At 55.2% G+C, this 20,673-nt stretch carries 22 protein-coding genes and 2 riboswitches; of the genes, 6 read left to right on the top strand and 16 right to left on the bottom strand.

Annotated features, from left to right (window positions below; genetic code table 11):
- Nucleotide 1: 1 nt before the first annotated feature.
- The 6 genes from ACR0CW_RS10850 to ACR0CW_RS10825 form a co-directional block, all read right to left on the bottom strand.
- Nucleotides 2-1,201 (bottom strand): aromatic ring-hydroxylating oxygenase subunit alpha, encoded by a 1,200-nt coding sequence (locus ACR0CW_RS10850; RefSeq protein ID WP_480787787.1) that lies wholly within the window; start codon nucleotides 1,199-1,201, stop codon nucleotides 2-4.
- 8 nt (nucleotides 1,202-1,209) lie between these two features.
- Nucleotides 1,210-3,276: an oxidoreductase gene (locus ACR0CW_RS10845; RefSeq protein WP_480787786.1), complete on the bottom strand. Its 2,067-nt coding sequence runs from the start codon at nucleotides 3,274-3,276 to the stop codon at nucleotides 1,210-1,212.
- A 93-nt stretch (nucleotides 3,277-3,369) separates the two neighbouring features.
- Complete coding sequence (locus ACR0CW_RS10840; protein WP_480787785.1) at nucleotides 3,370-4,425, bottom strand: ABC transporter substrate-binding protein; 1,056 nt, start codon at nucleotides 4,423-4,425, stop codon at nucleotides 3,370-3,372.
- Nucleotides 4,422-5,537, bottom strand: a complete 1,116-nt coding sequence (locus ACR0CW_RS10835; protein ID WP_480787806.1) for an ABC transporter ATP-binding protein — start codon at nucleotides 5,535-5,537, stop codon at nucleotides 4,422-4,424. The genes ACR0CW_RS10840 and ACR0CW_RS10835 overlap by 4 nt, the downstream gene beginning before the upstream one ends.
- 20 nt (nucleotides 5,538-5,557) lie before the next feature.
- The gene (locus ACR0CW_RS10830) at nucleotides 5,558-6,352 is read right to left on the bottom strand and encodes an ABC transporter permease (protein ID WP_155150364.1); all 795 of its coding nucleotides are present in this window, start codon (nucleotides 6,350-6,352) and stop codon (nucleotides 5,558-5,560) included.
- On the bottom strand, nucleotides 6,349-7,212 hold the full coding sequence (locus ACR0CW_RS10825) for an ABC transporter permease (protein ID WP_480787784.1): 864 nt from the start codon (nucleotides 7,210-7,212) through the stop codon (nucleotides 6,349-6,351). The genes ACR0CW_RS10830 and ACR0CW_RS10825 overlap by 4 nt, the downstream gene beginning before the upstream one ends.
- 189 nt (nucleotides 7,213-7,401) lie before the next feature.
- Here ACR0CW_RS10825 and ACR0CW_RS10820 point away from each other — a divergent pair, with 189 nt between their 5' ends.
- On the top strand, nucleotides 7,402-8,043 hold the full coding sequence (locus ACR0CW_RS10820; protein ID WP_480787783.1) for a TetR family transcriptional regulator C-terminal domain-containing protein: 642 nt from the start codon (nucleotides 7,402-7,404) through the stop codon (nucleotides 8,041-8,043).
- Between the two features lie 276 nt (nucleotides 8,044-8,319).
- Here the strand turns inward: ACR0CW_RS10820 and ACR0CW_RS10815 are convergent, their stop codons facing one another.
- The 4 genes from ACR0CW_RS10815 to ACR0CW_RS10800 are packed head-to-tail and all read right to left on the bottom strand — an operon-like array spanning nucleotide 8,320 to nucleotide 11,711.
- A complete protein-coding gene (locus ACR0CW_RS10815; protein WP_480787782.1) occupies nucleotides 8,320-9,075 on the bottom strand; it encodes an ABC transporter ATP-binding protein in 756 nt (251 codons plus the stop codon).
- Nucleotides 9,065-10,072, bottom strand: a complete 1,008-nt coding sequence (locus ACR0CW_RS10810) for a FecCD family ABC transporter permease (RefSeq protein ID WP_480787781.1) — start codon at nucleotides 10,070-10,072, stop codon at nucleotides 9,065-9,067. Before ACR0CW_RS10810 ends, ACR0CW_RS10815 begins: the two co-directional genes overlap by 11 nt.
- The gene (locus ACR0CW_RS10805; RefSeq protein ID WP_480787780.1) at nucleotides 10,073-11,005 is read right to left on the bottom strand and encodes an ABC transporter substrate-binding protein; all 933 of its coding nucleotides are present in this window, start codon (nucleotides 11,003-11,005) and stop codon (nucleotides 10,073-10,075) included. It lies immediately after the preceding gene.
- Entirely contained in the window at nucleotides 10,992-11,711 is a 720-nt protein-coding gene (locus ACR0CW_RS10800) for a (2Fe-2S) ferredoxin domain-containing protein (RefSeq protein ID WP_480787779.1), read from the bottom strand. Before ACR0CW_RS10800 ends, ACR0CW_RS10805 begins: the two co-directional genes overlap by 14 nt.
- An 88-nt stretch (nucleotides 11,712-11,799) precedes the next feature.
- Nucleotides 11,800-12,005, bottom strand: a riboswitch (cobalamin riboswitch).
- A gap of 125 nt (nucleotides 12,006-12,130) precedes the next feature.
- A riboswitch (cobalamin riboswitch) is annotated at nucleotides 12,131-12,322 on the top strand.
- An 82-nt stretch (nucleotides 12,323-12,404) separates the two neighbouring features.
- Here ACR0CW_RS10800 and nrdH point away from each other — a divergent pair.
- The 5 genes from nrdH to ACR0CW_RS10775 are packed head-to-tail and all read left to right on the top strand — an operon-like array spanning nucleotide 12,405 to nucleotide 16,529.
- The gene (gene nrdH / locus ACR0CW_RS10795) at nucleotides 12,405-12,626 is read left to right on the top strand and encodes a glutaredoxin-like protein NrdH (protein WP_480787778.1); all 222 of its coding nucleotides are present in this window, start codon (nucleotides 12,405-12,407) and stop codon (nucleotides 12,624-12,626) included.
- A gap of 15 nt (nucleotides 12,627-12,641) precedes the next feature.
- Nucleotides 12,642-13,055: a class Ib ribonucleoside-diphosphate reductase assembly flavoprotein NrdI gene (nrdI, locus tag ACR0CW_RS10790; protein WP_480787805.1), complete on the top strand. Its 414-nt coding sequence runs from the start codon at nucleotides 12,642-12,644 to the stop codon at nucleotides 13,053-13,055.
- The gene (gene nrdE / locus ACR0CW_RS10785) at nucleotides 13,037-15,160 is read left to right on the top strand and encodes a class 1b ribonucleoside-diphosphate reductase subunit alpha (RefSeq protein ID WP_480787777.1); all 2,124 of its coding nucleotides are present in this window, start codon (nucleotides 13,037-13,039) and stop codon (nucleotides 15,158-15,160) included. The genes nrdI and nrdE overlap by 19 nt, the downstream gene beginning before the upstream one ends.
- Nucleotides 15,161-15,171: 11 nt before the next feature.
- A complete protein-coding gene (gene nrdF, locus ACR0CW_RS10780; RefSeq protein ID WP_480787776.1) occupies nucleotides 15,172-16,143 on the top strand; it encodes a class 1b ribonucleoside-diphosphate reductase subunit beta in 972 nt (323 codons plus the stop codon).
- Entirely contained in the window at nucleotides 16,143-16,529 is a 387-nt protein-coding gene (locus tag ACR0CW_RS10775; protein ID WP_480787775.1) for a pyrophosphohydrolase domain-containing protein, read from the top strand. The genes nrdF and ACR0CW_RS10775 overlap by 1 nt, the downstream gene beginning before the upstream one ends.
- Here ACR0CW_RS10775 and ACR0CW_RS10770 read toward each other — a convergent pair whose 3' ends face one another.
- From ACR0CW_RS10770 to ACR0CW_RS10745, 6 genes are all read right to left on the bottom strand, one after another.
- A complete protein-coding gene (locus tag ACR0CW_RS10770) occupies nucleotides 16,530-16,679 on the bottom strand; it encodes a hypothetical protein (protein ID WP_480787774.1) in 150 nt (49 codons plus the stop codon).
- 496 nt (nucleotides 16,680-17,175) lie between these two features.
- Nucleotides 17,176-17,649, bottom strand: coding sequence for a phosphoribosyl-AMP cyclohydrolase (gene hisI / locus ACR0CW_RS10765; protein ID WP_480787773.1), 474 nt, complete (start codon nucleotides 17,647-17,649; stop codon nucleotides 17,176-17,178).
- A 695-nt stretch (nucleotides 17,650-18,344) separates the two neighbouring features.
- The gene (locus tag ACR0CW_RS10760; RefSeq protein WP_480787772.1) at nucleotides 18,345-18,587 is read right to left on the bottom strand and encodes a hypothetical protein; all 243 of its coding nucleotides are present in this window, start codon (nucleotides 18,585-18,587) and stop codon (nucleotides 18,345-18,347) included.
- A 31-nt stretch (nucleotides 18,588-18,618) separates the two neighbouring features.
- Entirely contained in the window at nucleotides 18,619-19,416 is a 798-nt protein-coding gene (locus ACR0CW_RS10755; RefSeq protein WP_480787771.1) for a metal ABC transporter permease, read from the bottom strand.
- Nucleotides 19,416-20,156: a metal ABC transporter ATP-binding protein gene (locus tag ACR0CW_RS10750; RefSeq protein WP_480787770.1), complete on the bottom strand. Its 741-nt coding sequence runs from the start codon at nucleotides 20,154-20,156 to the stop codon at nucleotides 19,416-19,418. Before ACR0CW_RS10750 ends, ACR0CW_RS10755 begins: the two co-directional genes overlap by 1 nt.
- A 2-nt stretch (nucleotides 20,157-20,158) precedes the next feature.
- Complete coding sequence (locus tag ACR0CW_RS10745; protein ID WP_155150338.1) at nucleotides 20,159-20,671, bottom strand: Fur family transcriptional regulator; 513 nt, start codon at nucleotides 20,669-20,671, stop codon at nucleotides 20,159-20,161.
- Between the last annotated feature and the right edge of the window lie 2 nt (nucleotides 20,672-20,673).

The raw sequence follows: 20,673 nt of genomic DNA, 5'->3' as shown, positions 1-20,673 counted from the left end.
GTCAGATCATGCTGAAATAGTTACGATAGAAACCGGGAATGCTCCATTCCATCTCGGACAGTGGACCCGGGACGAAATGGTATGAATTCACACCTTCCTGATTGTGCCGGATGATCCGTTCGTCATCGAGCGATGTGACATGCCAGAGCCACGTCAGCGCATCCTTATCGTAATCCCGACCCTCTTCTGCGTCGCCGTGCACGTACCAGACGATCTGAATATCTGTTTCTTGCAGGCCACGCGGAACGAACCGATACCCAACCACATGATCTGCGTAGACCAGGAAATAGTTGAGCGTCCCGATCCCCAGATCGGTAGCGCCACCGTCGTGAGCTTTCAGCTCACCCAATGGCGGTGCCAAGGGTGCGCCATCCTTACTGCCTGTCGAATAGCCGGGGAACAGCGGGTAGCGCCGCCAATAAACATCAGCTCCCGGCACGACCGCGTTTTCTCCGGTCAGGTCCAGCTCCTCAGAAGGTATTCCAGCTTCCTCCATCCGCTCATGAAGCGCACCGCTGAACTCCAGAACCTGCGCAGGGTCTTTCAGAGAATGGCTACGCGAATAATCCTGATGGGACGGCGCGCAGTGATAGCATTCCAGATAATTTTCCAGCGCCAGTTTCCAGTTTGCGGGAACAGGATAAGAGGCCTCATGAGCAACCTTCAGGTTTTCAAAGTCGAACGGTTTTGAAAGCGGGGTTAGCCTCTCCAAAGCAGTATCCAGCGGCGGAGCGCTTTCAGCCGCGCAGACAAAAATCAGGCCTTGGAAGATCTTCACCTGAACCGGGAACAACCCGTACTGGTCCGGGTCAAAATCCGGCCCCATTGACCGCCCGTTTCGCAGTTTGCCGTTCAGGTCAAAGGTCCACGCATGATAGGGGCAGATGAAATTGCGCGCCTTGCCTTTCTGTTCAATACACACGCGCGATCCCCGGTGGCGACAGACATTCAGATGCGCGCGCACCTCGCCTTCGCGATCCCGAACGATAATGATGGACTCCGGGCCGTAATCGAACAGGAAATAGTCGCCGGGTTCAGCGACCTGACTGACATGGCCCACCCAGATCCAGTTGCGGTTCCAGAACGTACTGATATCGTTATCGTATACCGCCTGAGACGTATAGAAATGACGCGGCAAGGCGAACCCCTCCCGCTGCGCTTCCATCAAGTCGCGCATAACTTGCAAGTCATCTTTTGGCATAGCGCACCTCACACAGGTTCAAGGGAAACGAGTTCCCGGCGGAAAAATTCGCGGTCGATATCGCCCGCATCGCGTTCGAAATTCCGGGCAGCCATGTGACCCGAATATACAGCGTCCGCGATCAAGCCGGGGTTTGCGGCATCTCCGATCAATTCCAACGTAGTCAGCGGGCTGTTAGCCAAGCTTCGCAGCTCATCGTAAAGGGTGGTTTCGCGCGCGCGCTGCGTCACTAAGACCACAGAACCGCATCCTTTGGTCTGTTCTCGTCCTGTGTAGACACATTGCAAAGTCGCCTGACTCGGCGTCACTCGGTCCAAAGTATGAGACAGAACCAGTCGAACGCCTTTTTGCAGCAGGCTACGTTGTACTCTGGCTTGTTCCAACGTCAGTTCAGTAAACGGCGAAACCAATGAGGCTGGGGTAACAAAGACGACCTCACGTCCAGCCTGGGCCAAATGATCCGCCAATACGCCACCGAGGTAGGCCTGATCATCATCATAGATCAAAATTGGACCGCCCTCCGGCATTACCCCTGACATGATGTCATCCGGAGTAAAAATCTGAGACCCGGAACCAACTGATATGCCCTGAAACGCAGACTTCCCGCGGCCATCTCGCCGCCACGATGCACCAGTTGCCACAAACACATTCGGAATGCCCAGCTCGACAACCTCGTTTGCTGACAAACGACTGTCGGTGAATAGCTGCACGTTCCCGCGTTGTTGAAGGTCATAAACCCTATGGTCTATCACGCGTTTCCACGCGAATAGCCCGGTCAGGCTGGATTCTTGCAACACACGCCCGCCAAGCTCTTGCTTAGTTTCCGCCAGAGTTACCTCATATCCCCGGCGCGCCAGTTGCATGGCGCATTCAAGCCCCGCGGGACCACTGCCAACAACAAGCGCAGTTTCCTCTTTCCCCCTTCTTTCTATGATCTCAGGATGCCATTTCCGGCGCCACTCTTCGCCCATCGTCGGGTTTTGGGTACACCGGATGGGGACGCCGAGAGAGTCGGATGAAACGCAGATATTGCAGCCGATGCACTCGCGGATTTCTTCGATGCGACCTTCCTTGATTTTGTTGGGAAGAAACGGGTCAGCAATGGATGGTCGCGCCGCGCCGATAAAATCAAGAATGCCTTTCTTGACCAATGACACCATCAAATCCGGAGAGGTAAGGCGCCCGACGCCCACCACTGGCTTGGAAGTCACCTGTTTGACGAATTCGATGTATGAGGTTTGAAATCCGTCTCGAGGTTCAAAGCGGGTCGTTGCGGAGTCATTGCTCCAATCCGCGACGTTTACATCCCAGAGATCTGGCAGTTCTGCCAGCAGTTCGACAACAGCACGACCTTCTTCCTGCGCCTGCATCCCATCGGACCCGAGCATTTCATCAACTGCAAACCGAAGGGCTATGGCGCAATCGTCCCCAACCTCTTCTTTGGTCTCTTCCAGAAGTTCTCGTGTTAGCCGCACTCGGTTCTCTAACGAGCCGCCGTATTCATCCGTCCGGTCATTGAACTGCGGCAGCAGAAAGTGGTGCGGCAGGGTCATGTGATGGCCGGCATAGACATAAACAATATCAAAGCCAGCTTCGTGCGAACGTCGGGCGGCCGCGCGGTGCCACTTACGGAACTCGCGAATGTCTGCCTTATCCATGGCACGGGCCTGCTTGGGGTACGCAGTTTGCAGGGCGAGCTCAGACGGGGCCAGCAAAGGTGCGCGGCTCAGGTGGTTTTGGGCATGATGACCATTATGCGCCAGTTCAATCGCCGCCAATGACCCTTTCTCGTGTACTGCTTCGGTCATCAGACGCAGCGCCGGAACATCCCGCTCATCCCAGATCCGGTTTTCAGCATAAGGGGACAGGTCAGACGTAGGGTGAATCTCCGTCTCTTGATTGGACACAACAGCCCAACCGCCTTCGGCCTTCATCGCCCGCATGGCCGCTTCGGCCTGAGGTCGTAAATGCCCCAAACCGTTGCAGTGGGGAACCTGATAGAACCGGTTTCGCGCCGTCACTGGCCCGACCTGAACCGGTTCGAAGAGAACAGAGTATCCGTCAGCGCCTGACATTGCCGCGCATCCTCCAGAAAGTCGGAAATCGTTTCGAGGGAATGGAAGAAACTCTGCGTTCCCACCATTCCCGGTTGTGTCATTAAGGTGCCCTTAGAAGCCCGCTTTAATACGCTCGAACTCTTTCAGCATCTTGGCTTCCAGCTCGGGGTTTACCGCGTCAAAGAAGAGGCTTCCTTCAAAGAAGCTGTCCACGTCTGAAAACCCATAGGTTTCGATCAGTGCCGGATCGGCCTGCGCAAACGCGTCCTCATTGGCGTGGGCGTATCCCCAGCTTTCGATGATGTACTTGCCGCTGGCAGCCGAACTCAGTGCGTTCAGCATGTCATAGACCTGTTCATCCGACTGTTTGGCAGATTTCAGATGCACATAACCGCAAACCCAGGTGGCGATGCCCTTGTCCACATCACGCATCATAACCGCGGGGGTTTCGTTCCAGATCAGGTTCAGCTCCGATTGGTTCCAGCCCCAACCGAGTGTCACTTCTCCACTGGCAATTGCCTGATCCAGCTGGCCTGCGTCAGACCAATAAAAGCGCACATTTGGATGAATCGCGCGTAGGTAGTCTGCGGCTTTCTGGAATTCTTCATCGCTCATATCGGTATAGCTGGAAGCACCGGTCGCCAGTGCGGCCATGGCAAACGCGCTGGAGGCGGCGTCCGGAATAGCAACCTTGCCCTGATAGGTTGGATCCATCAGCAACTGCAGCGATACATCGTCAGCCGAGATCATATCGGTGCGATAGATAAGGCCGGTGTTGCCCCATTCGAAAGGCACCATGTAGGTCTGCCCGTCGATTGTGATGCCATCGACCTCTTTGATCTTGGGCATCAGCTTGTCCCAATTCTCCAGCTTACTGGTGTCGATCGGCTTGATCATGTCTGCCGCCACCCATTTCCTGAGGGCGTCCGTGCAGGGGTGGGCCAAATCGGCTTCAAACCCGGACTGAAGCTTGGTGAACGCTTCTTCTACGCTGCCGAAATAAGTGTAGCTGGGCGGGCCGCCGTACTTTTCGACATAGTCGCCGTAAAAGCCCTGATCCTCATATCCCGACCAGTCAAAAACGGTCAGATCAGCTGCGTTGGCCAAAGCCTGGCTGGCCGTAAAGGTGGCAACCACTGCTGCCGTAAGTGATGCTGTTTTATTCATTTGTCTCCTCCCAAAGATTCACGTTTGCCCAAATCGATCACCGAGGCGCTTTGAACGCCAAGCCAGACGGTATCGCCCCGGCTGTGATCGACTGTGTGAAAGTAGTTCGGCACTGCGACGGCGATGCTTTCGGGCAATCCGTCGATGCGCACATAATAGTGGACGCTCTCACCATAGAAGGCGACGTCCGATACCTCGCCTTGAACATAAGCGTCGTAGCCTTCCGGTTTTTCTGCGCTGATCTCCAATTGTTCGGGCCGAACGCCGACAAGAAGCTCCTTGTCATGCATCTGAACGTTTGGATTCACCCCAATCGTCATCTGCCCGAACCCCTGAACAGTTACCTCCAGCGATTCAGAATTCTCAGCTGTTACTTCGGCATCCAGAAAGTTCATTCCGCCTATGAAAGACGCCACCTCCCGGTTGCATGGCTGGGAATACAGAACCTCGGGCTTGTCGACCTGCTTGAGTTGCCCAGCAAACATGACACCGATGCGATCGGACATGGTCATCGCCTCGTATTGGTCATGCGTGACCATGACGAAAGTAATTCCAAGCTTTTGCTGCAGACGGCGCATTTCCAGCTGCATGGCTTCGCGCAAGTTCTTGTCCAGCGCGGAAAGAGGCTCATCCAACAGCAGCACTTTCGGCCGCATAACCAACGCACGAGCGAGCGCCACGCGCTGACGCTGACCGCCCGACAACTCATTGGCCTTGCGGTCCTGCAAGCCTCCAAGCTCGACCATCTCAAGCGCTTCGGCAACGCGCTCCTTGATTTCCTTGCGCGAGAGCTTTGTTTTACGCAAACCGAACCCGACATTGTCGCCAACATTCAGATGCGGAAAGATCGCGTAACTTTGAAACACCATATTGGTGGGGCGTTTGTTGGCAGGCACCTCGCCCATTATGCGCCCATCAATTCGGATCTCCCCTTCTTCGTGATCCTGAAACCCCGCGATGATACGGAGGGCCGTAGTCTTGCCGCAACCCGAGGGCCCAAGCAGCGAAAAAAACTCACCCTCTTTCAAGCTCAGATTCAGGTCGGACACAGCCACAAAGGACCCAAAGCGTTTTTCAACACCCTGAATTTCGATGATGTTCTGTTCGCTCATCTTGTTCATTTCCTTTGGCTTCAATCCGAGGATTGGGTGGAACGGCGGCGGAAATACTCGGCAATCAACAGCAGCAGGACCGAGGACATCAGAAGCAGAGACCCCAGTGCCAGCGTGTTGGGCAGTTTTGCCGGGAAGCGGATTTGGCTCCAGATATAGACCGGCAGCGTTGGGCTGTTTCCGGACAGGAAGAAGGCCAAAACGAATTCGTCAAACGATACTGTGAACGTAACCAGAAGGCTTGCGATTATGCCGGGCGCGACAATGGGCAGTGTGACCCTCCGAAACGTACCCACAACGCTTTCGCCAAGGTCAAAGGCGGCCTCTTCCAACGACTGGTCGAAATCATCAAAAGCGGATTTCATGATCGATACAGCGAAGGGCAAGGCCACAAATACATGGCCTAGTATCACGGTGGTCAGAGAGGGCTTCAGTCCAATGCTGATGAACAGAACCAGCATTGAACTGGCGACAATGATGCCGGGAATGACCAGCGGAAGCATGACCAATCCTTCAGACACTTCCCGTCCTTTGAAGCGATACCGGACATAGGCACGCGCTGCGAACAGACCCAGCGAAGTTGCCATTACAGCTGTGACACTGCCGACGATCAGCGAGTTTACCATCGCCTGCAGCAGCGTATCCTGCTGTCCAAGTTGCGCGTACCACTTCAACGTGAACCCCTTGAGAGGGAAGGCCACAATAGTTCCATCGTTGAACGAAAACAGCGGCAGTAACAGCACTGGCAGATAGAGGAACACCAAATACGCGACAGCATAAACAAGAAGCCAGGGAATCCTGATAACTTTGGTCATCTGATCCTCCTGCCCAGTGCCGTGACGATGACCACAAAAAGGATTGCCACACTGCCCACAGACAACATCGCCAGAAGTGAAAGAGTTGCACCAAGTGGCCAGTCGTTCGCCGCGCCGAACTGCACCTGAATCAGGTTCGCGACCATCTTGCCTTGTGAGCCACCGACCAGAGCCGGAGTGACGTAGTCCCCAACCGTGGGTATGAAGATTATCAAACATGCCGCAATGATCCCCGGCACGGTCAAAGGCAGCGTCACGCGGACAAACCGCTCCAATTTACTGCAACCCAGATCAGTGGCCGCTTCCAGCAGGCTCCGGTCAATCTTTTGTAAAGAAACGTAAATTGGCAGGATCGCGAACGGCGCCCATGCATGTGCTAGGGTGAGAACCACGGCAAATTCATTATACAGAAGAAAAGTCAGTGGTTCCTGAATCAGGCCCAGAGAAATCAGGGCCGAATTCATCACACCATTAAAGCCGAGGATCAGTTTCCAGCTGAATACGCGCAGTAGATAGCTGCTCCAGAACGGAATGGTGATCAGCAAAAGCCACAGCGTTTTCTTCTGCGTCCTGAACGCTATGAAATAGGCGATAGGATACGCCAAACAAACCGTTGCAAGCGTCACAGCACCCGCAATGACTATTGAACGGATCATCAGATGGCGTACCAGCGGATCGGTAAATGCTTCCTGATAATTTGCCCAGGTCAGCGTGCGATCAATTTCGACGTAGTTTTGCGTCCAAAAACTATAGGCAACCAGAATGCAAAGCGGGACGGCAACCAGCAAGCCGACGTAAAGCGTCGCAGGCGCGCTTAGTGCAAGGCCTTTGCCCGTCTCACTTCTTATGACTCCAGCCATGCTTCCCTGCTGACTTAACTTTCGGTGGCGCGGTGATCTCGATCACAAAATGGACAATCGTCCATTTAAATCTGGAATTTTCAGGCAAGCTGTGTCAACTGATATTTTCACAAGCGGCACTGGCCAAACTGCCAAGAGACGCTAGAACGCGCTGCAAGAGGCTGAAAACAAACAAGACCACCGGAAGAAATGACTGGAAAACGCCAACAGATACGCGAACGAAATCGCCTTACTCTTATCGAGGCCGTGCTCGACTCAGTTGCGGAAAAAGGAATCTCCGAGACGTCGGTCAGCGAAATTATTCAACGCGCCGACCTGTCCCGCGGCATGATCCACCTACATTTTGGCGGCAAGGATAACCTTGTTGATGAGGCTGCCCGGCACTCGTCCGAGCAGTATTACAACGGTATATATGCCCTGCTGGAAACAACCGGACAAACTGGCCAAGAACACATTGAGATGATTGTCAGAGGAGACTTGAGTGAAGCCATCCTCAACAAGAAGAACGTTTCAATTTGGTACGCATTTCGCGGGGAAGCCCGAAACAGAGCAGCGATAGCAGCCTTTTCAGATACACGCGATGCAAAGCTTCGGAATCTGGTCTTCAATGCATTCGCGCGAATTGCGAAAGAAGCCGACATCGAACATGCCAATCAGGTTGCACGGGATGCAACCCACGGCACACTCGCCATGTTGGAAGGCATGTGGACCGATTATCTGCTCCACCCGGATTCATTTGATCGCACCGAGGCAATGAGAATTGTTTTTCGATTTCTGCAGGCAATGTTCCCCAAACACTTTGACCTAAGCGGTGCCCTCTTACTTGAGTGAGATTTGGGACCAGTTTCCTAACAGGCGCTTAGGAAGTGGATAATCTCCATCTTTAAATCAACACGATGACAGCATCGTACGCGCGCACGAAATTCATTTGAACCGACAGCAATGGGCAACTTTTTCGTCACGCCGAGCCGGTCTCGTTCCGATCCCGATGAAGCAGTTTGTGTTTCACGCCCCGCTGCCCCACCTCTCATCAAGACAAACCTTCATATCAAAATCGGGACCTTTCTGATACAATCTGATCTGCTTCAATGATGAGCAAACTAACAACTACCTCATCACCGGACCATTGATCACCAAAGACTGCATGTTGAGATGTGCGTCGACTAGAAAATGCTCCATCAGGTTCTGGCGTGACAGGACATCTGCCGGTTTTCCATGATCGACGATCCGTCCGCTGCTCAACAAATGTACCTGATCGCAATATCGTGCCACTAAATTCAGATCATGCAGGGTCATAAGAACCGTCCGGCCTCGCCGTTTGACCTCGTTCAACAGCACCAATTGGTAGTGGAGATCAAGATGGTTGGTTGGCTCATCCAGAATGTAGATTTCTGGGTCACAGGCCAGCAACTGAGCAAAGTAACACCGCTGAAGTTCTCCGCCTGACAGGCGATCGGCAGGCTGGTTCCGCTTTTGGATTAGCCCCACCAGCTTAAGTGCTTCATCTCTGCGTAGAACCAGATCAACTCCGTCCAGGCCAAGAGCGGACAGACCAATTTCAACGATATCCGATGGGGTCAACCCGGCCAGCAAACCAGAGCTTTGCACCAACGCACCGCATTTCCGCGCCCACTCGTTATAGGCATAGTCTTCAATATCGCGACCATCTGCAGCGATTTCACCTGCTGCAGGGCGCTCAGCGCGGTAGATCGTACGAAGAACAGTGGTCTTACCCGCCCCGTTAGGACCAAGCAAGCAATGCACCTCGCCCCTGGGGACGGCCAGAGAAACACCTTGAACATATGGCTTGCCTCCGACATCCACCGACAAGTTGCGGATATCGAGTGCGGGATCAGACTGCACGGCGCAAACCTCTCAGTATCAGGATGAAAGGCGGTGCCGCAAACAGGGCCAAGAGCACACCAAGCGGCAGTTCCTCCGGCGCCAGTAGGGTTCTACATAGAAGGTCAACCGCAATCAAAACAATCGCCCCCAGCACCATCGACAGGGGTAGAAGAACCCTGTGCCGCGCACCTACCAGCAGCCGTGCCATATGCGGGACAATCAGGCCGATAAAGCCGACGATGCCGGCGACGGAAACCGCCAACCCGGTCAACACAACCGTTGCCACGAATATCATGACACGCAGGCGCTCTGTGCGAATTCCCAGTGCCTGAGCCCGCTCCTCCCCCAACAAGGTCGCGTCCAGAGCATTCGCGCGCATCAAGAACATGCCAGCAATAACCACAAGTGCCAGCGCGAGCAAGGGCAACTCTCGCCACTCTGTGCCCGCCGCTGTGCCCATGAGCCAACCCAAGGCGTTACGGGTAACATGTGGATCCCCAATATAGAGGAAAAAGGCCGTCACCGACTGGAACATCAACGAGACAGCGACGCCCGCCAGAATAACAATCAGCGGATCAAGCTGACGCCCACGTTGCTGAGACAGTCCAAGCGTCATCAGAAACGCCAGCGCTGCACCTGAAAACGCGATCAGGGGGACACCGACGGTTTCGGTCACTTCGGACGGCAACCAGATGATCGCCGCGACCGCTGCCGCAGAGGCACCGGATGACAGACCCATCAGGTATGGGTCCGCCATCGGGTTTCGCAGGGCTGTTTGCATCAACGCCCCGGCAAGGGCGAGCCCGGCCCCGATCAGTCCGACTGCCAATACGCGCGGGATGCGCCACTGCCACACAATCAGGGACAGCCCCCGCGGGGCATCCTCATTGCGCATCAGAATGGCTACACGATCCGACCAGCTTATGTCGGCTGTCCCCCACAGAATGCCCGCAATGGCGACAAGCACCATTACGACCATCGCCGTGGGAAACAGGACAAGGAACCGGGATTGCATTTACTCGAGTTCCGCCAGTTGGGCGTTCAGGTTCTCAACACCATCGGCAAAACGCATCCCGAGAAGGGTTTCAGAGAACGGAACAGTGACGAAGCGACCCTCTTTAACAGCAGTCAACTCGGACAAAACCGGATCGCTTTCCATGTAGGCACGCTTTTCGCCCGCCGAAGACCAGCCCGCTTCGATCAACAGGATCACATCGGGGTCAGCCTCGACCACGCGTTCCCATGCCAGATCGACCCAAGTGCCTTCGACATCGTCACTGATGCTTTTCAGCCCGGCGGTTCTTGCGACCAAAGCAGGCCCTCCGCAGCAACCGATCGAGTAAGGTGTCTCATCGCCACTGTCGTAGATAAACGCCGTACGGCCAGCCCCTTCCGGGTCAGTCTGAACCGCCTCGATACGCGCACGGGTCTCAGCGATCAGCTTGCCCGCGCGATCTTCAACATCAAAAATCTGCCCGATCTTTTCGATGTCGTTCAGGATCGGCTCGATGGTCAAAGGTACATCCTTCGGATGCGCTTCCTTGCAGGATGCGTCAACCAGGTAGGTACCGATAGCCAGATCATGCCATTTCTGCGCTGATCCAAGGTTGTCTTCGGAAAATGCGGACCCAAAACCCGCGAACAGAAAATCCGGCTCATTGGCCAGCACCACCTCTGCGGCCGGGTATTTCTCGGCCAGGACCGGGACGGACTCAAACGCCGCTTTCCACTGGGCTGGCATTTCATCGTCCAGATAAGCGGTACCAACCATCGAACCTTCAAGCCCAAGCGCCAGCATCACTTCGGTCGCTTGCTGGTTCAGGGTAATCGCCCGCGTTGGCGCCTTGTCGAAGGTGTAATCGATCCCGCAGCTTTGTACGGTGACCGGATCGGCCTGGGCTGTAGCCGCGACAAATCCAAGCGGCACGATGAATTTATGCAGGTTCATGTGTATCTCCTATTTGATGAATAAGCAGTGATCGAGGAGTGGTTCCAGCGCAAAGCGCCTGAGAAACAAAGGTCCGGATGTCGTCTAGGTTCTCCACGCGATACCAATCGCCGTGTGGATAGTGGACGATCACTGGCCCCGCATTGCAGGGAAACAGGCAGCCGGTTGTGGTCACCAGACATTCAGAGCTTTTACCTGCATGGCCGAGTTCTTTTTTAAGCGCATCCACCAGATTGGGGGCGTCTTTCAGGTGACATCGCGGGCCTGCACAGACGAATAGATGGTGGCGAAAGGCAGGAGGGCTGTCCCACCCTTTGCCGAGCTCACCGGAAGGTTTCGGCCTAATCGGTTTCAGCAGAACATCTGCATTTGCGGCAGCCCGAATGACGTCTGAATCCATTTGCAGCGGTTTGGCGAAGAACAGCTCAGGTGCGGTTTTTGCCCGCCTGTGCAACCAGCTTGCTGCCGCATTTGGCAACCAGTTTTCGAGGCTCTGGGAAAACGGCAAACCAATTGGACGCAACTCGATGCGCTTGGCTCCCTGCTCCGTGAGATCATCTAGAGCATGCCAAAGCCCATCACCGGATGCCTCCAACCTGACAGCACGGGCTTCTGTAGGCGCGGCCTCAATCAGAGCGTTTGCAAGGTGGCGGAACCGGGATTGGCTGACGTAATTTGCCGAAATCAAATAGATAAATGCGTCCATCTCTGCCCCGAAACAGGAGGCAGGTCGGCACAATGCACTGGCCCGAAGATATCCATCATCTCATCCTCCTCGGGCCCTCCGCCCGGTTGGTTACATCCTGATGATGGCAGGTCTCCTGACTTGCGGATCAAAGCTTGCCGTCCCTTCCCGGATCTTGGGCGATCCAGTGGCTCTGACGGGTTGCTCACCGCTTACAGTTGCGGGGGCAGTTTCGGATTTGGACAAACGTCCGCACCGAATTCCCTTTTATCCTTGCGGCAATCACCTCAAGGAACCATCACGGCGAAAAAACACAAGCAAAGTTGATTCGACAAGAGTACGTGCTGGCTGATCGCTGGTATTTTGCCAGAACCTGCACGAGCGGACAAAGAAGTTCGCTACACTTCACTCTATATATTGACAACTTGCCCTGGTGAAACCCAATATAGTGTTGCTTCGGTTCTTTCGATTCCTGTCGAAAGCTAAGAGGGAAACCGGTGAAAAACCGGCGCTGCCCCCGCAACTGTGAGCGGAGAGTTCGGCTGAACACGCCACTGAAAGCACGCTTTTGGGAAGGCCAGACCGAACGATGATCCGCGAGCCAGGAGACCTGCCGCAAGCTCGAATGATAACCACGAACGGAGGGTTCGGGGGCGTTTGACGGGCCTGTTTGCCCATGGCGTCCTCGGCTTTGATTAAAAGGACAGAGGATAAATGAGCATTACCGTATATTCCAAACCCGCCTGCGTACAATGCACCGCGACCACCCGAGCGTTGGATGCAAAAGGCATCAATTATGATGTCGTGGACCTGACGCAGGACGACAGCGCCATGACCCATGTGACCGAGCTGGGTTATCGCCAGGCACCAGTCGTTGTGGCCGGCAGTGACCACTGGTCGGGCTTCCGCCCCGACATGATCGCCCAACTGGCCTGATCCATGGCAGCGCCGATCCCGGCGCTGGTCTACTTCTCATCGAAATCCGGAAACACCCACCGCTTTGTTTCGCGGCTGGGCCTGACCTCTTTCCGCATTCCGAATGGAATGGACCCGCTGCCTGACCCCGGACACGCCTATGTGCTGATCAGCCCCACCTATGCCGATGGCGAAGGACGTGGGGCGGTTCCGAAACAGGTGATCCGGTTTCTGAACGAACCGGACAGACGCGCCGGGATCGTTGGGGTGATCGGCACAGGCAACCGCAATTTCGGTGCGACCTACGCTTTGGCCGGTCGCATTATCGCCCAGAAATGCAACGTACCGCTGCTCTACACGTTTGAGCTGGCCGGAACAGAGACCGACATCGCCCGCGTCCGCGCCGGGCTGGAAAAACTAGGGAGACACCAATGCTCGACAGCAGCATAAACGAGCAGGACTATCACGCGCTGAACGCGATGCTGAACCTCTATGATGGTGAGGGGAAGATCCGCTTTGACGCTGACCGCATGGCCGCTCGGCAATACTTCCTTCAGAACGTGAACCAGAACACCGTGTTCTTCCATTCGTTGGATGAAAAGCTGGGATACCTGGTGTCCGAAGGCTACTATGAAGAGGCCGTGCTGGACCAGTATTCCAAGAACTTCATGCGCAAGATCTGGGATGCGGCTTATGCCAAGAAGTTCCGTTTCCCGACCTTTCTGGGCGCGTTCAAGTATTATACCTCGTATACGCTGAAAACCCGCGACGGACAGCGCTATCTTGAGCGCTATGAGGATCGCGTTGTCATGACCGCGCTGGCACTGGCGCGTGGGGATGAGGCGCTGGCGATGTCCTTCATGGAGGAAATCCTCGATGGCCGGTTCCAGCCTGCCACGCCGACCTTCCTGAACGCAGGCAAAGCTTCACGCGGTGAGTTGATCTCGTGCTTCCTACTGCGGTTGGAAGACAACATGGAGAGCATCGGGCGCGGCATCAACTCGGCCCTGCAACTGTCCAAGCGCGGCGGAGGTGTGGCGCTGCTGCTGACCAACATCCGCGAGCACGGCGCACCGATCAAAGGAATTGAGAACCAGTCCTCCGGCGTGATCCCGGTAATGAAACTGCTGGAAGACAGCTTCTCCTACGCCAACCAACTGGGTGCGCGGCAAGGCGCGGGTGCAGTCTATCTGAACGCGCACCACCCGGACATCATGCGGTTCCTCGACACCAAGCGCGAAAACGCGGACGAGAAAATCCGCATCAAGACGCTGAGCCTTGGCGTGGTGATCCCTGACATCACTTTCGAACTGGCGAAGAAGAACGCCGATATGTACCTGTTCTCGCCCCATGACGTGGAAAAGGTCTATGGCGTGCCGCTCTCGGAAATCTCGGTGACCGAGAAGTATCACGAGATGGTCGATGACAAGCGAATCCGTAAATCCAAAGTCAACGCGCGGGAATTCTTCCAGACCATTGCCGAGATTCAGTTCGAATCCGGTTATCCATACGTGATGTTCGAAGACACGGTGAACCGGATGAACCCCATCGCGGGCAGGATCAACATGTCGAACCTGTGTTCCGAGATTTTGCAGGTCAATGAAGCATCCGAATTCAACGATGACCTCAGCTATTCGCATCTGGGCACGGATATCTCCTGCAACCTCGGCTCGCTGAACATTGCCAAGACAATGGATGGCGGCGATCTGGGACGCACTGTTGGCGCTGCGATCCGCGCGCTGACGGCGGTGTCCGAAATGTCGGCAATCGACTCGGTGCCGTCGGTGCGTCGGGGCAACGATGAAAGCCACGCGATCGGTCTGGGCCAGATGAACCTGCACGGATTTCTGGCGCGGGAACATATCCACTATGGCTCGGCCGAAGGTGTTGAGTTCACATCGGTGTACTTCGCGGCCACGGCCTATCACGCGATCCGCACCTCCTGCGAACTGGCGCAGGAACGCAAGACGTCGTTCAAAGGGTTCGAAGACTCTGGCTATGCCTCAGGCGCATTCTTTGACAAATATACAACCCGTGACTGGCTGCCCGAAAGTGATCGGGTGAAGGCTCTGTTCGATGGAATGACTCTGCCCACGCGTGACGATTGGGCGGCGCTGAAGGCGGACGCGATGAAACACGGGCTGTATAACCGCAACCTTCAGGCCGTACCGCCAACCGGGTCGATCAGCTATATCAACAACTCGACCTCGTCGATCCACCCGATCGTGTCCAAGATCGAAATCCGCAAAGAGGGCAAGATCGGCCGTGTCTATTATCCAGCGGCTTTCATGGATAACGACAACCTCGAATACTACCGCGATGCCTATGAGATCGGCCCAGAGGCGCTGATCGACACCTACGCGGCGGCCACCGAACATGTGGATCAGGGCCTGTCGCTGACGCTGTTCTTCCCGTCCGAGGCCACGACCCGCGATATCAACCGCGCCCAGATCTACGCGTGGAAGAAGGGCATCAAAACCATCTACTACGTGCGTCTGCGCCAGGAGGCCCTTGAAGGGACCGAGGTGCAGGGCTGCGTATCCTGCTCGCTGTAAGGGGAAACGATATGAAAGATATGATCCAAACCAAAATCCCCCGCGCCATCAATTGGAACCGGCTGGAGGATGACAAGGACCTTGAAGTCTGGAACCGCCTGACGGTCAATTTCTGGCTGCCGGAAAAGGTGCCGCTGTCCAACGATATCCAAAGCTGGGCGACGCTGACGGACCACGAAAAGCAGCTGACCATCCGCGTCTTCACCGGTCTGACCCTGCTGGACACGATCCAGAACACGGTCGGCGCCCCTGCCTTGATGCCAGATGCCGTGACGCCCCACGAAGAGGCCGTGCTGACCAACATCGCCTTCATGGAGGCGGTGCATGCGCGCAGCTATTCCTCGATCTTCTCAACATTGTGTTCGACCAAGGAGATCGACGAGGCCTTCCGCTGGTCCGAAGAAAACCCGCATCTGCGGGCCAAGGCCGAGGCAATCCTGAACACCTACGCGCCCGGAAACGATCCTTTGAAACGCAAGATCGCGTCGGTGTTTCTGGAAAGCTTCCTGTTCTATTCCGGCTTCTACCTTCCAATGTATTGGTCTAGTCGCGCCAAGCTGACCAACACCGCCGACCTGATCCGGCTGATTATCCGGGATGAGGCGGTTCATGGTTATTACATCGGGTATAAGTTCCAGCGCGGGTATGAGAAGCTGTCCGAGACGGAACAGCAGGAACTGAAGGACTATGGCTTTGGTCTGATGTTCGAACTCTACGGCATCGAAAACCAGTACACCGAAGAGCTGTATGACGAGATCGGCCTGACCGAGGATGTGAAAGTGTTCCTGCATTACAATGCCAACAAGGCGTTGCAGAACCTGGGTTTCGAAGCCCTGTTCCCGCCCGAAGTCTCCGAAGTGAACCCGGCCATTCTGGCGGCACTTAGCCCCGACAGTGAAAACCACGACTTCTTTTCGGGCTCAGGCTCGTCTTATGTCATTGGCAAGGCTGTCGCCACTGAAGACGAGGATTGGGACTTCTGATGCCGAAAGACACGTTAGCAATCGTCAAGGAATGGCACGAGGCGTTCGACGTACCGGTCGTTGACGCCCCGTCGATTCCCAATGAGCGCGCGCAGATGCGGCTCGCGATCCTCGAAGAGGAAGTGGCCGAGCTGCGTACTGCAGTCGAGGCTGGTGATCTGATTGAAGTTCTGGATGCGCTTTGCGACATTCAATACGTGCTTGACGGAACGTTTCTCGAGTTTGGCCTGCACGGCTTCAAGCAGGAAGCGATGGATGAGGTTCATGCCTCAAACATGTCCAAACTCGGAGCCGATGGACGGCCCGTACTCCGCGAGGACGGCAAAGTACTGAAAGGGCCGGACTTCCGGCGGCCCGATCTGGCCCGCGTTCTGCGGCGGACATAGTCAACGCATCGAAACCGCAGCTGGTGTCAGCCAAACTGCGGTTTCGAACATGATACCAGTCAGAGAAACCTCAACTTCGACCTTGCTGATAGGGTTCGAACAACTGGTCAGAAAGTTACCCGCCTTGATATCGGCTTCTGAGAACCGCAATTGTGAACCGTGGGAGCCTCTCCAGCGGCCTTCTTAACCTTGCAGGTGCCACGCACACCAAAGGTACAGACCCAAAACCAGCTAGCACGAATTGGGTTCTTGCCATCCGCTAAGAGTCACAACGGTTCGCCCTAGCTTAAAGCGATTGCCTCCTGATTTCCCCATGGGATCTGTCTTCGAAGTTGACTAGCGATTGCGTGCTGAGGTTACTATTGCGTACTACCCGAAACTTGATTTAAAGCGGCCAGAATTGACTTAACGTCTGCAACTTTGACTGCGCAAACTGGTTTGTGAACAACGAAGCTCCAACGGATTCCGCCAGGCTTCAGAATGGTGATGTGAGTGGCGGGTCCAGGGCAATTAGGGTCATCACATTCCACTTCAACAACGGTAATCAGAGAAAGCGGTCCAACCTCGATCCATTCTCGAACCAGTTTCTTTACACGTTGGACATGCCAAAGCGTGGCCGCCCTTCCTTTGATCTGACCTGCCAAGCTCACAGCTGCGTCGGATTTGGCGCATCCCCGTAGACCGCTGGGGGGCCAAATGTCTTCCTGTCTTCCGTGAAAACCAGCGATGTGCCCGCATCGCCCTCTGTCGGAATGGCCCGATAGAAACAGGACCGATAACCCACGTGACAAGATGCGCCAGATCCAGCGACCGACACGCGGAGCCAGATGGCATCCTGATCGTCATCAATGCGCGCTTCCACGACCCGTTGAATGAGCCCAGATGTTGCGCCTTTGTGCCAAAGCACCTGACGAGCACGACTGAAATAATGTGCCTCACCAGTTTCTAGAGTCAGCCGCAGAGCATCGGCGTTCATCCAGCCCAACATCAAAACTTCACCGCTTTCGGCATCGGTGGTGATACAGGGCATAAGCCCATCAGCGCCGAACTTGGGCGATAACGCCGTGCCCTCTTCTACTTCCTCAACCGAATGGCGGGGGGAGAATGAAATTTTGTCCACTTGGACATCCTTATCTATAATATGTTATTTCATAACAATCATGATCAGTATTGTTTCGCAACCTGTAAGAGCGACACGACGTTCACAATCTTATCTCTCTCACATTTTTCGATTTTAGTTTGAGGCGGGAAGTCCATCTCCGGGAAAAGGACACTCAAGGCTGCAAAAAGTTACGATGCCGCGTAAATAGACGATCCGGGTTTATACGCTGGGGCCGCCAATTGCTTATCCGAAGCCCACAATGATCTTTGGTTGGATCGAAACATATTGCTCAAATGATATTGAAGCCTTGTTTTCACTCTATCCCAAAATACGCAGTCCATGTGCCCACTATGCAGTACGAGTTTTTTGAAACGTCCGTGATAGATGCGCGGATTGTTAGATATTACCGGCGAACTTGGGTTTGACCTGCCGGGTCGACAGTTGACTCTATCACGCGGATCGCACCCTTGGGACCAAAATTACTGAGGGGCACTACACGGTTACATTCAGAAACACTAACGAGGTTCAGATTGTTCCCGCACCTTTCCAATTCATCTTCATCGACGTGGAAGGTGGGTGGCGAGTAATGGGCAAGCTTTGAGCGTACTCTATACAACTACTTCCAGCGGACCGTGGTCGTCGCAATGGGTATCATGCGGGTGCTGCAGCTGACCATCAACCAAATAGCAGGTGTGACCCCCATGAGGTACAGCCTAATGTCCGCAGCCGGGTCCATGCTCATGACCTTCTTCCTGACCAAGATGGTGAGAGTAGGCGGGGCGCAGGCCCCGAAACATACATCCAGACAAACCCAGAGCTGCAGAAGAGCAGGCCAGCGGGCGGAAGCTGTTGGTACGGGTGCCTTTTCGACCGATCTTCACAAGCTTGTAACGTCCAGCCTTGCACGCCTTACGGACAGCCTTGATCCACCCCGCGTCAATTGCCAGGCCAGTCATCTCGTTTTCCTCTAATTCGAGATTGAGGTTCCTAATCTCTGCGCTGGGCGTGCCACCCGGCGAGGCTGAAGCACGCAAACAAAATTGCGGCCACGCAGACGATTGAAGGACCGGCCGGTGTGTCAAAAACATAGGCTGCGCGCAGCCCTGCTACGGCGGAAAACGCACCGATCGCCGCTGCAATCAAAGCCATCGTTTCTGGTGAACGTGCCAAATTGCGTGCGGCTGCGGCGGGAATGATTAGCATTGCTGCAATCAACAAGACCCCAACGACTTTGATCGCTACCGCAACGGTTACTGCCAGGGCCAAGGTCAGGATCAACTGCTCGCGTTTGGGATCAAAGTCGCTGGCATATGCCAGTTCTTCATTCAGCGTCGCTGTCAACAGTTGGGACCACCGCCATGCGATCAGCGCCACGACCAGCGCGGCGCCACCCCAGATCACGATAAGATCCGAGCGAGAGACCGCAAGGATATCGCCAAAGAGATACGCCATAAGGTCAATACGAACACCTGACAGAAACGAGACAGCAACAAGACCGAAGGCAAGCGCGGAATGCGCCAAAACCCCCAGCAATGTGTCCATCGCATACCCCCGGCCAGCCAACAGCGTTACCGTCAGCGCCATGACAAGCGCAACCGCCAATGCCCCGGTAAAGACCGACATCTGAAACGTCAGAGACAGCGCAACACCGAGGATCGCAGCATGTGCTGTGGCATCTCCAAAATAGGCCATCCGTCGCCAGACGACGAAGCAGCCAAGCGGAGCTGCTGCAAATGCAACACCAACACCCGCGAGTGTTGCGCGCGTCATAAAATCATCAAGCATTATTCTGCTGCTTCCTGAGAGTTTTCACAGTGGTCGTGATTGTGGTCATGATCGTGACGGTAAAGGGCCAGCGCGCCGCCTGTTCCTGTTCCAAACAGGGCCCGGTATTCCGGGGCTGACGCGACAACAGCCGGAGATCCTTCGCAGCACACATGACCATTCAGGCAGATCACCCTGTCTGAAGCACTCATGACCACGTGCAACTCATGACTGATCATCAGAATTGCACAGCCGGTTTCGCGTCGCACATCCTCAATCTGGCGATAAAATGCCGCCGATCCCGGTTGGTCGAGCCCCTGGGTCGCTTCGTCCAGAAGCAAAACATCTGGCCGATTGATCAATGCACGGGCCAGCAATACGCGCTGGAATTGCCCGCCGGACAATCGTGACATCTGGCGTTTCAGAAGGTGCGGCACCCCTGCGGATTCAAGAGCATCCTCGCATTGTTTTCCGGAAACGCGGTCGGTCAGACGCATGAACCGTTCGACAGATATCGGCAAAGTCGGATCAATATGCAGTTTTTGAGGTACATAGCCGATTTTCAGGCCCGGCCTCAGAGACACCTTCCCCGCAGATGGCTTGGTTGCGCCGATAATGGCCCGCAACAGGCTGGTCTTACCTGACCCGTTTGGACCTACAATTGTGACGATCTCTCCGGGCTCGATGCGCATGTCCACATGGCGCAGAACATTATTGGCACCATAGCGTACGCCGAGATTTTCAACGGTGATAAGGGTCATCTCTACGCCTTTTTGGTGCAGTCCGGACAGATTCCCTCGGCTTCTACAACCGTTCGCTCAATCTCGAAACCCGCCGCGCGTGCAGCCGCGCCCAAAACTCCTTTGGCCGGCGCGGAATGCGCCTCGGCCACGGCATCGCATTTTCTGCAGATCATGAAGGCTGGCGAATGGGCAGCACCAGGGTGCGAGCAGGCGACAAACGCATTCAACCGTTCGATCTTGTGAACGAACCCATTTTGCACAAGGAAATCGAGCGCCCGATAAGCCACCGGCGGTTGAGATCCGAACCCCTCCTCGCGCAGGCGATCAAGAATGGCATAGGCACCAAGCGCCCGATGCTCCTGCAACAGCAACTCCAGAACTTTCCGTCGAACAGGGGTTAGGCGTAGCCCCTCTTCTTTGCACCGCGCTTCCGCCGTCGACAAGGCGGTCTCAACACAACTCTCGTGGTCGTGTTTCTGGAATCCAACCGTGGCCGTTTCGTCGACCGGAACAGGGTGCGTTTCGCTTGTCATGT

Source organism: Ruegeria sp. CH6, from assembly GCF_056537005.1.
This window is presented reverse-complemented; position numbering and strand designations above follow the sequence as displayed.

What these genes read in the sequence shown, in the direction of transcription:
- ACR0CW_RS10850 (WP_480787787.1), bottom strand. Translation starts at nt 1,201, where the DNA reads ATGCCAAAAGATGACTTGCAAGTTATGCGCGACTTGATGGAAGCGCAG.
- ACR0CW_RS10845 (WP_480787786.1), bottom strand. Translation starts at nt 3,276, where the DNA reads ATGTCAGGCGCTGACGGATACTCTGTTCTCTTCGAACCGGTTCAGGTC.
- ACR0CW_RS10840 (WP_480787785.1), bottom strand. Translation starts at nt 4,425, where the DNA reads ATGAATAAAACAGCATCACTTACGGCAGCAGTGGTTGCCACCTTTACG.
- ACR0CW_RS10835 (WP_480787806.1), bottom strand. Translation starts at nt 5,537, where the DNA reads ATGAGCGAACAGAACATCATCGAAATTCAGGGTGTTGAAAAACGCTTT.
- ACR0CW_RS10830 (WP_155150364.1), bottom strand. Translation starts at nt 6,352, where the DNA reads ATGACCAAAGTTATCAGGATTCCCTGGCTTCTTGTTTATGCTGTCGCG.
- ACR0CW_RS10825 (WP_480787784.1), bottom strand. Translation starts at nt 7,212, where the DNA reads ATGGCTGGAGTCATAAGAAGTGAGACGGGCAAAGGCCTTGCACTAAGC.
- ACR0CW_RS10820 (WP_480787783.1), top strand. Translation starts at nt 7,402, where the DNA reads ATGACTGGAAAACGCCAACAGATACGCGAACGAAATCGCCTTACTCTT.
- ACR0CW_RS10810 (WP_480787781.1), bottom strand. Translation starts at nt 10,072, where the DNA reads ATGCAATCCCGGTTCCTTGTCCTGTTTCCCACGGCGATGGTCGTAATG.
- ACR0CW_RS10805 (WP_480787780.1), bottom strand. Translation starts at nt 11,005, where the DNA reads ATGAACCTGCATAAATTCATCGTGCCGCTTGGATTTGTCGCGGCTACA.
- ACR0CW_RS10800 (WP_480787779.1), bottom strand. Translation starts at nt 11,711, where the DNA reads ATGGACGCATTTATCTATTTGATTTCGGCAAATTACGTCAGCCAATCC.
- nrdH (WP_480787778.1), top strand. Translation starts at nt 12,405, where the DNA reads ATGAGCATTACCGTATATTCCAAACCCGCCTGCGTACAATGCACCGCG.
- nrdE (WP_480787777.1), top strand. Translation starts at nt 13,037, where the DNA reads ATGCTCGACAGCAGCATAAACGAGCAGGACTATCACGCGCTGAACGCG.
- nrdF (WP_480787776.1), top strand. Translation starts at nt 15,172, where the DNA reads ATGAAAGATATGATCCAAACCAAAATCCCCCGCGCCATCAATTGGAAC.
- ACR0CW_RS10775 (WP_480787775.1), top strand. Translation starts at nt 16,143, where the DNA reads ATGCCGAAAGACACGTTAGCAATCGTCAAGGAATGGCACGAGGCGTTC.
- ACR0CW_RS10760 (WP_480787772.1), bottom strand. Translation starts at nt 18,587, where the DNA reads ATGACTGGCCTGGCAATTGACGCGGGGTGGATCAAGGCTGTCCGTAAG.
- ACR0CW_RS10755 (WP_480787771.1), bottom strand. Translation starts at nt 19,416, where the DNA reads ATGCTTGATGATTTTATGACGCGCGCAACACTCGCGGGTGTTGGTGTT.
- ACR0CW_RS10750 (WP_480787770.1), bottom strand. Translation starts at nt 20,156, where the DNA reads ATGACCCTTATCACCGTTGAAAATCTCGGCGTACGCTATGGTGCCAAT.
- ACR0CW_RS10745 (WP_155150338.1), bottom strand. Translation starts at nt 20,671, where the DNA reads ATGACAAGCGAAACGCACCCTGTTCCGGTCGACGAAACGGCCACGGTT.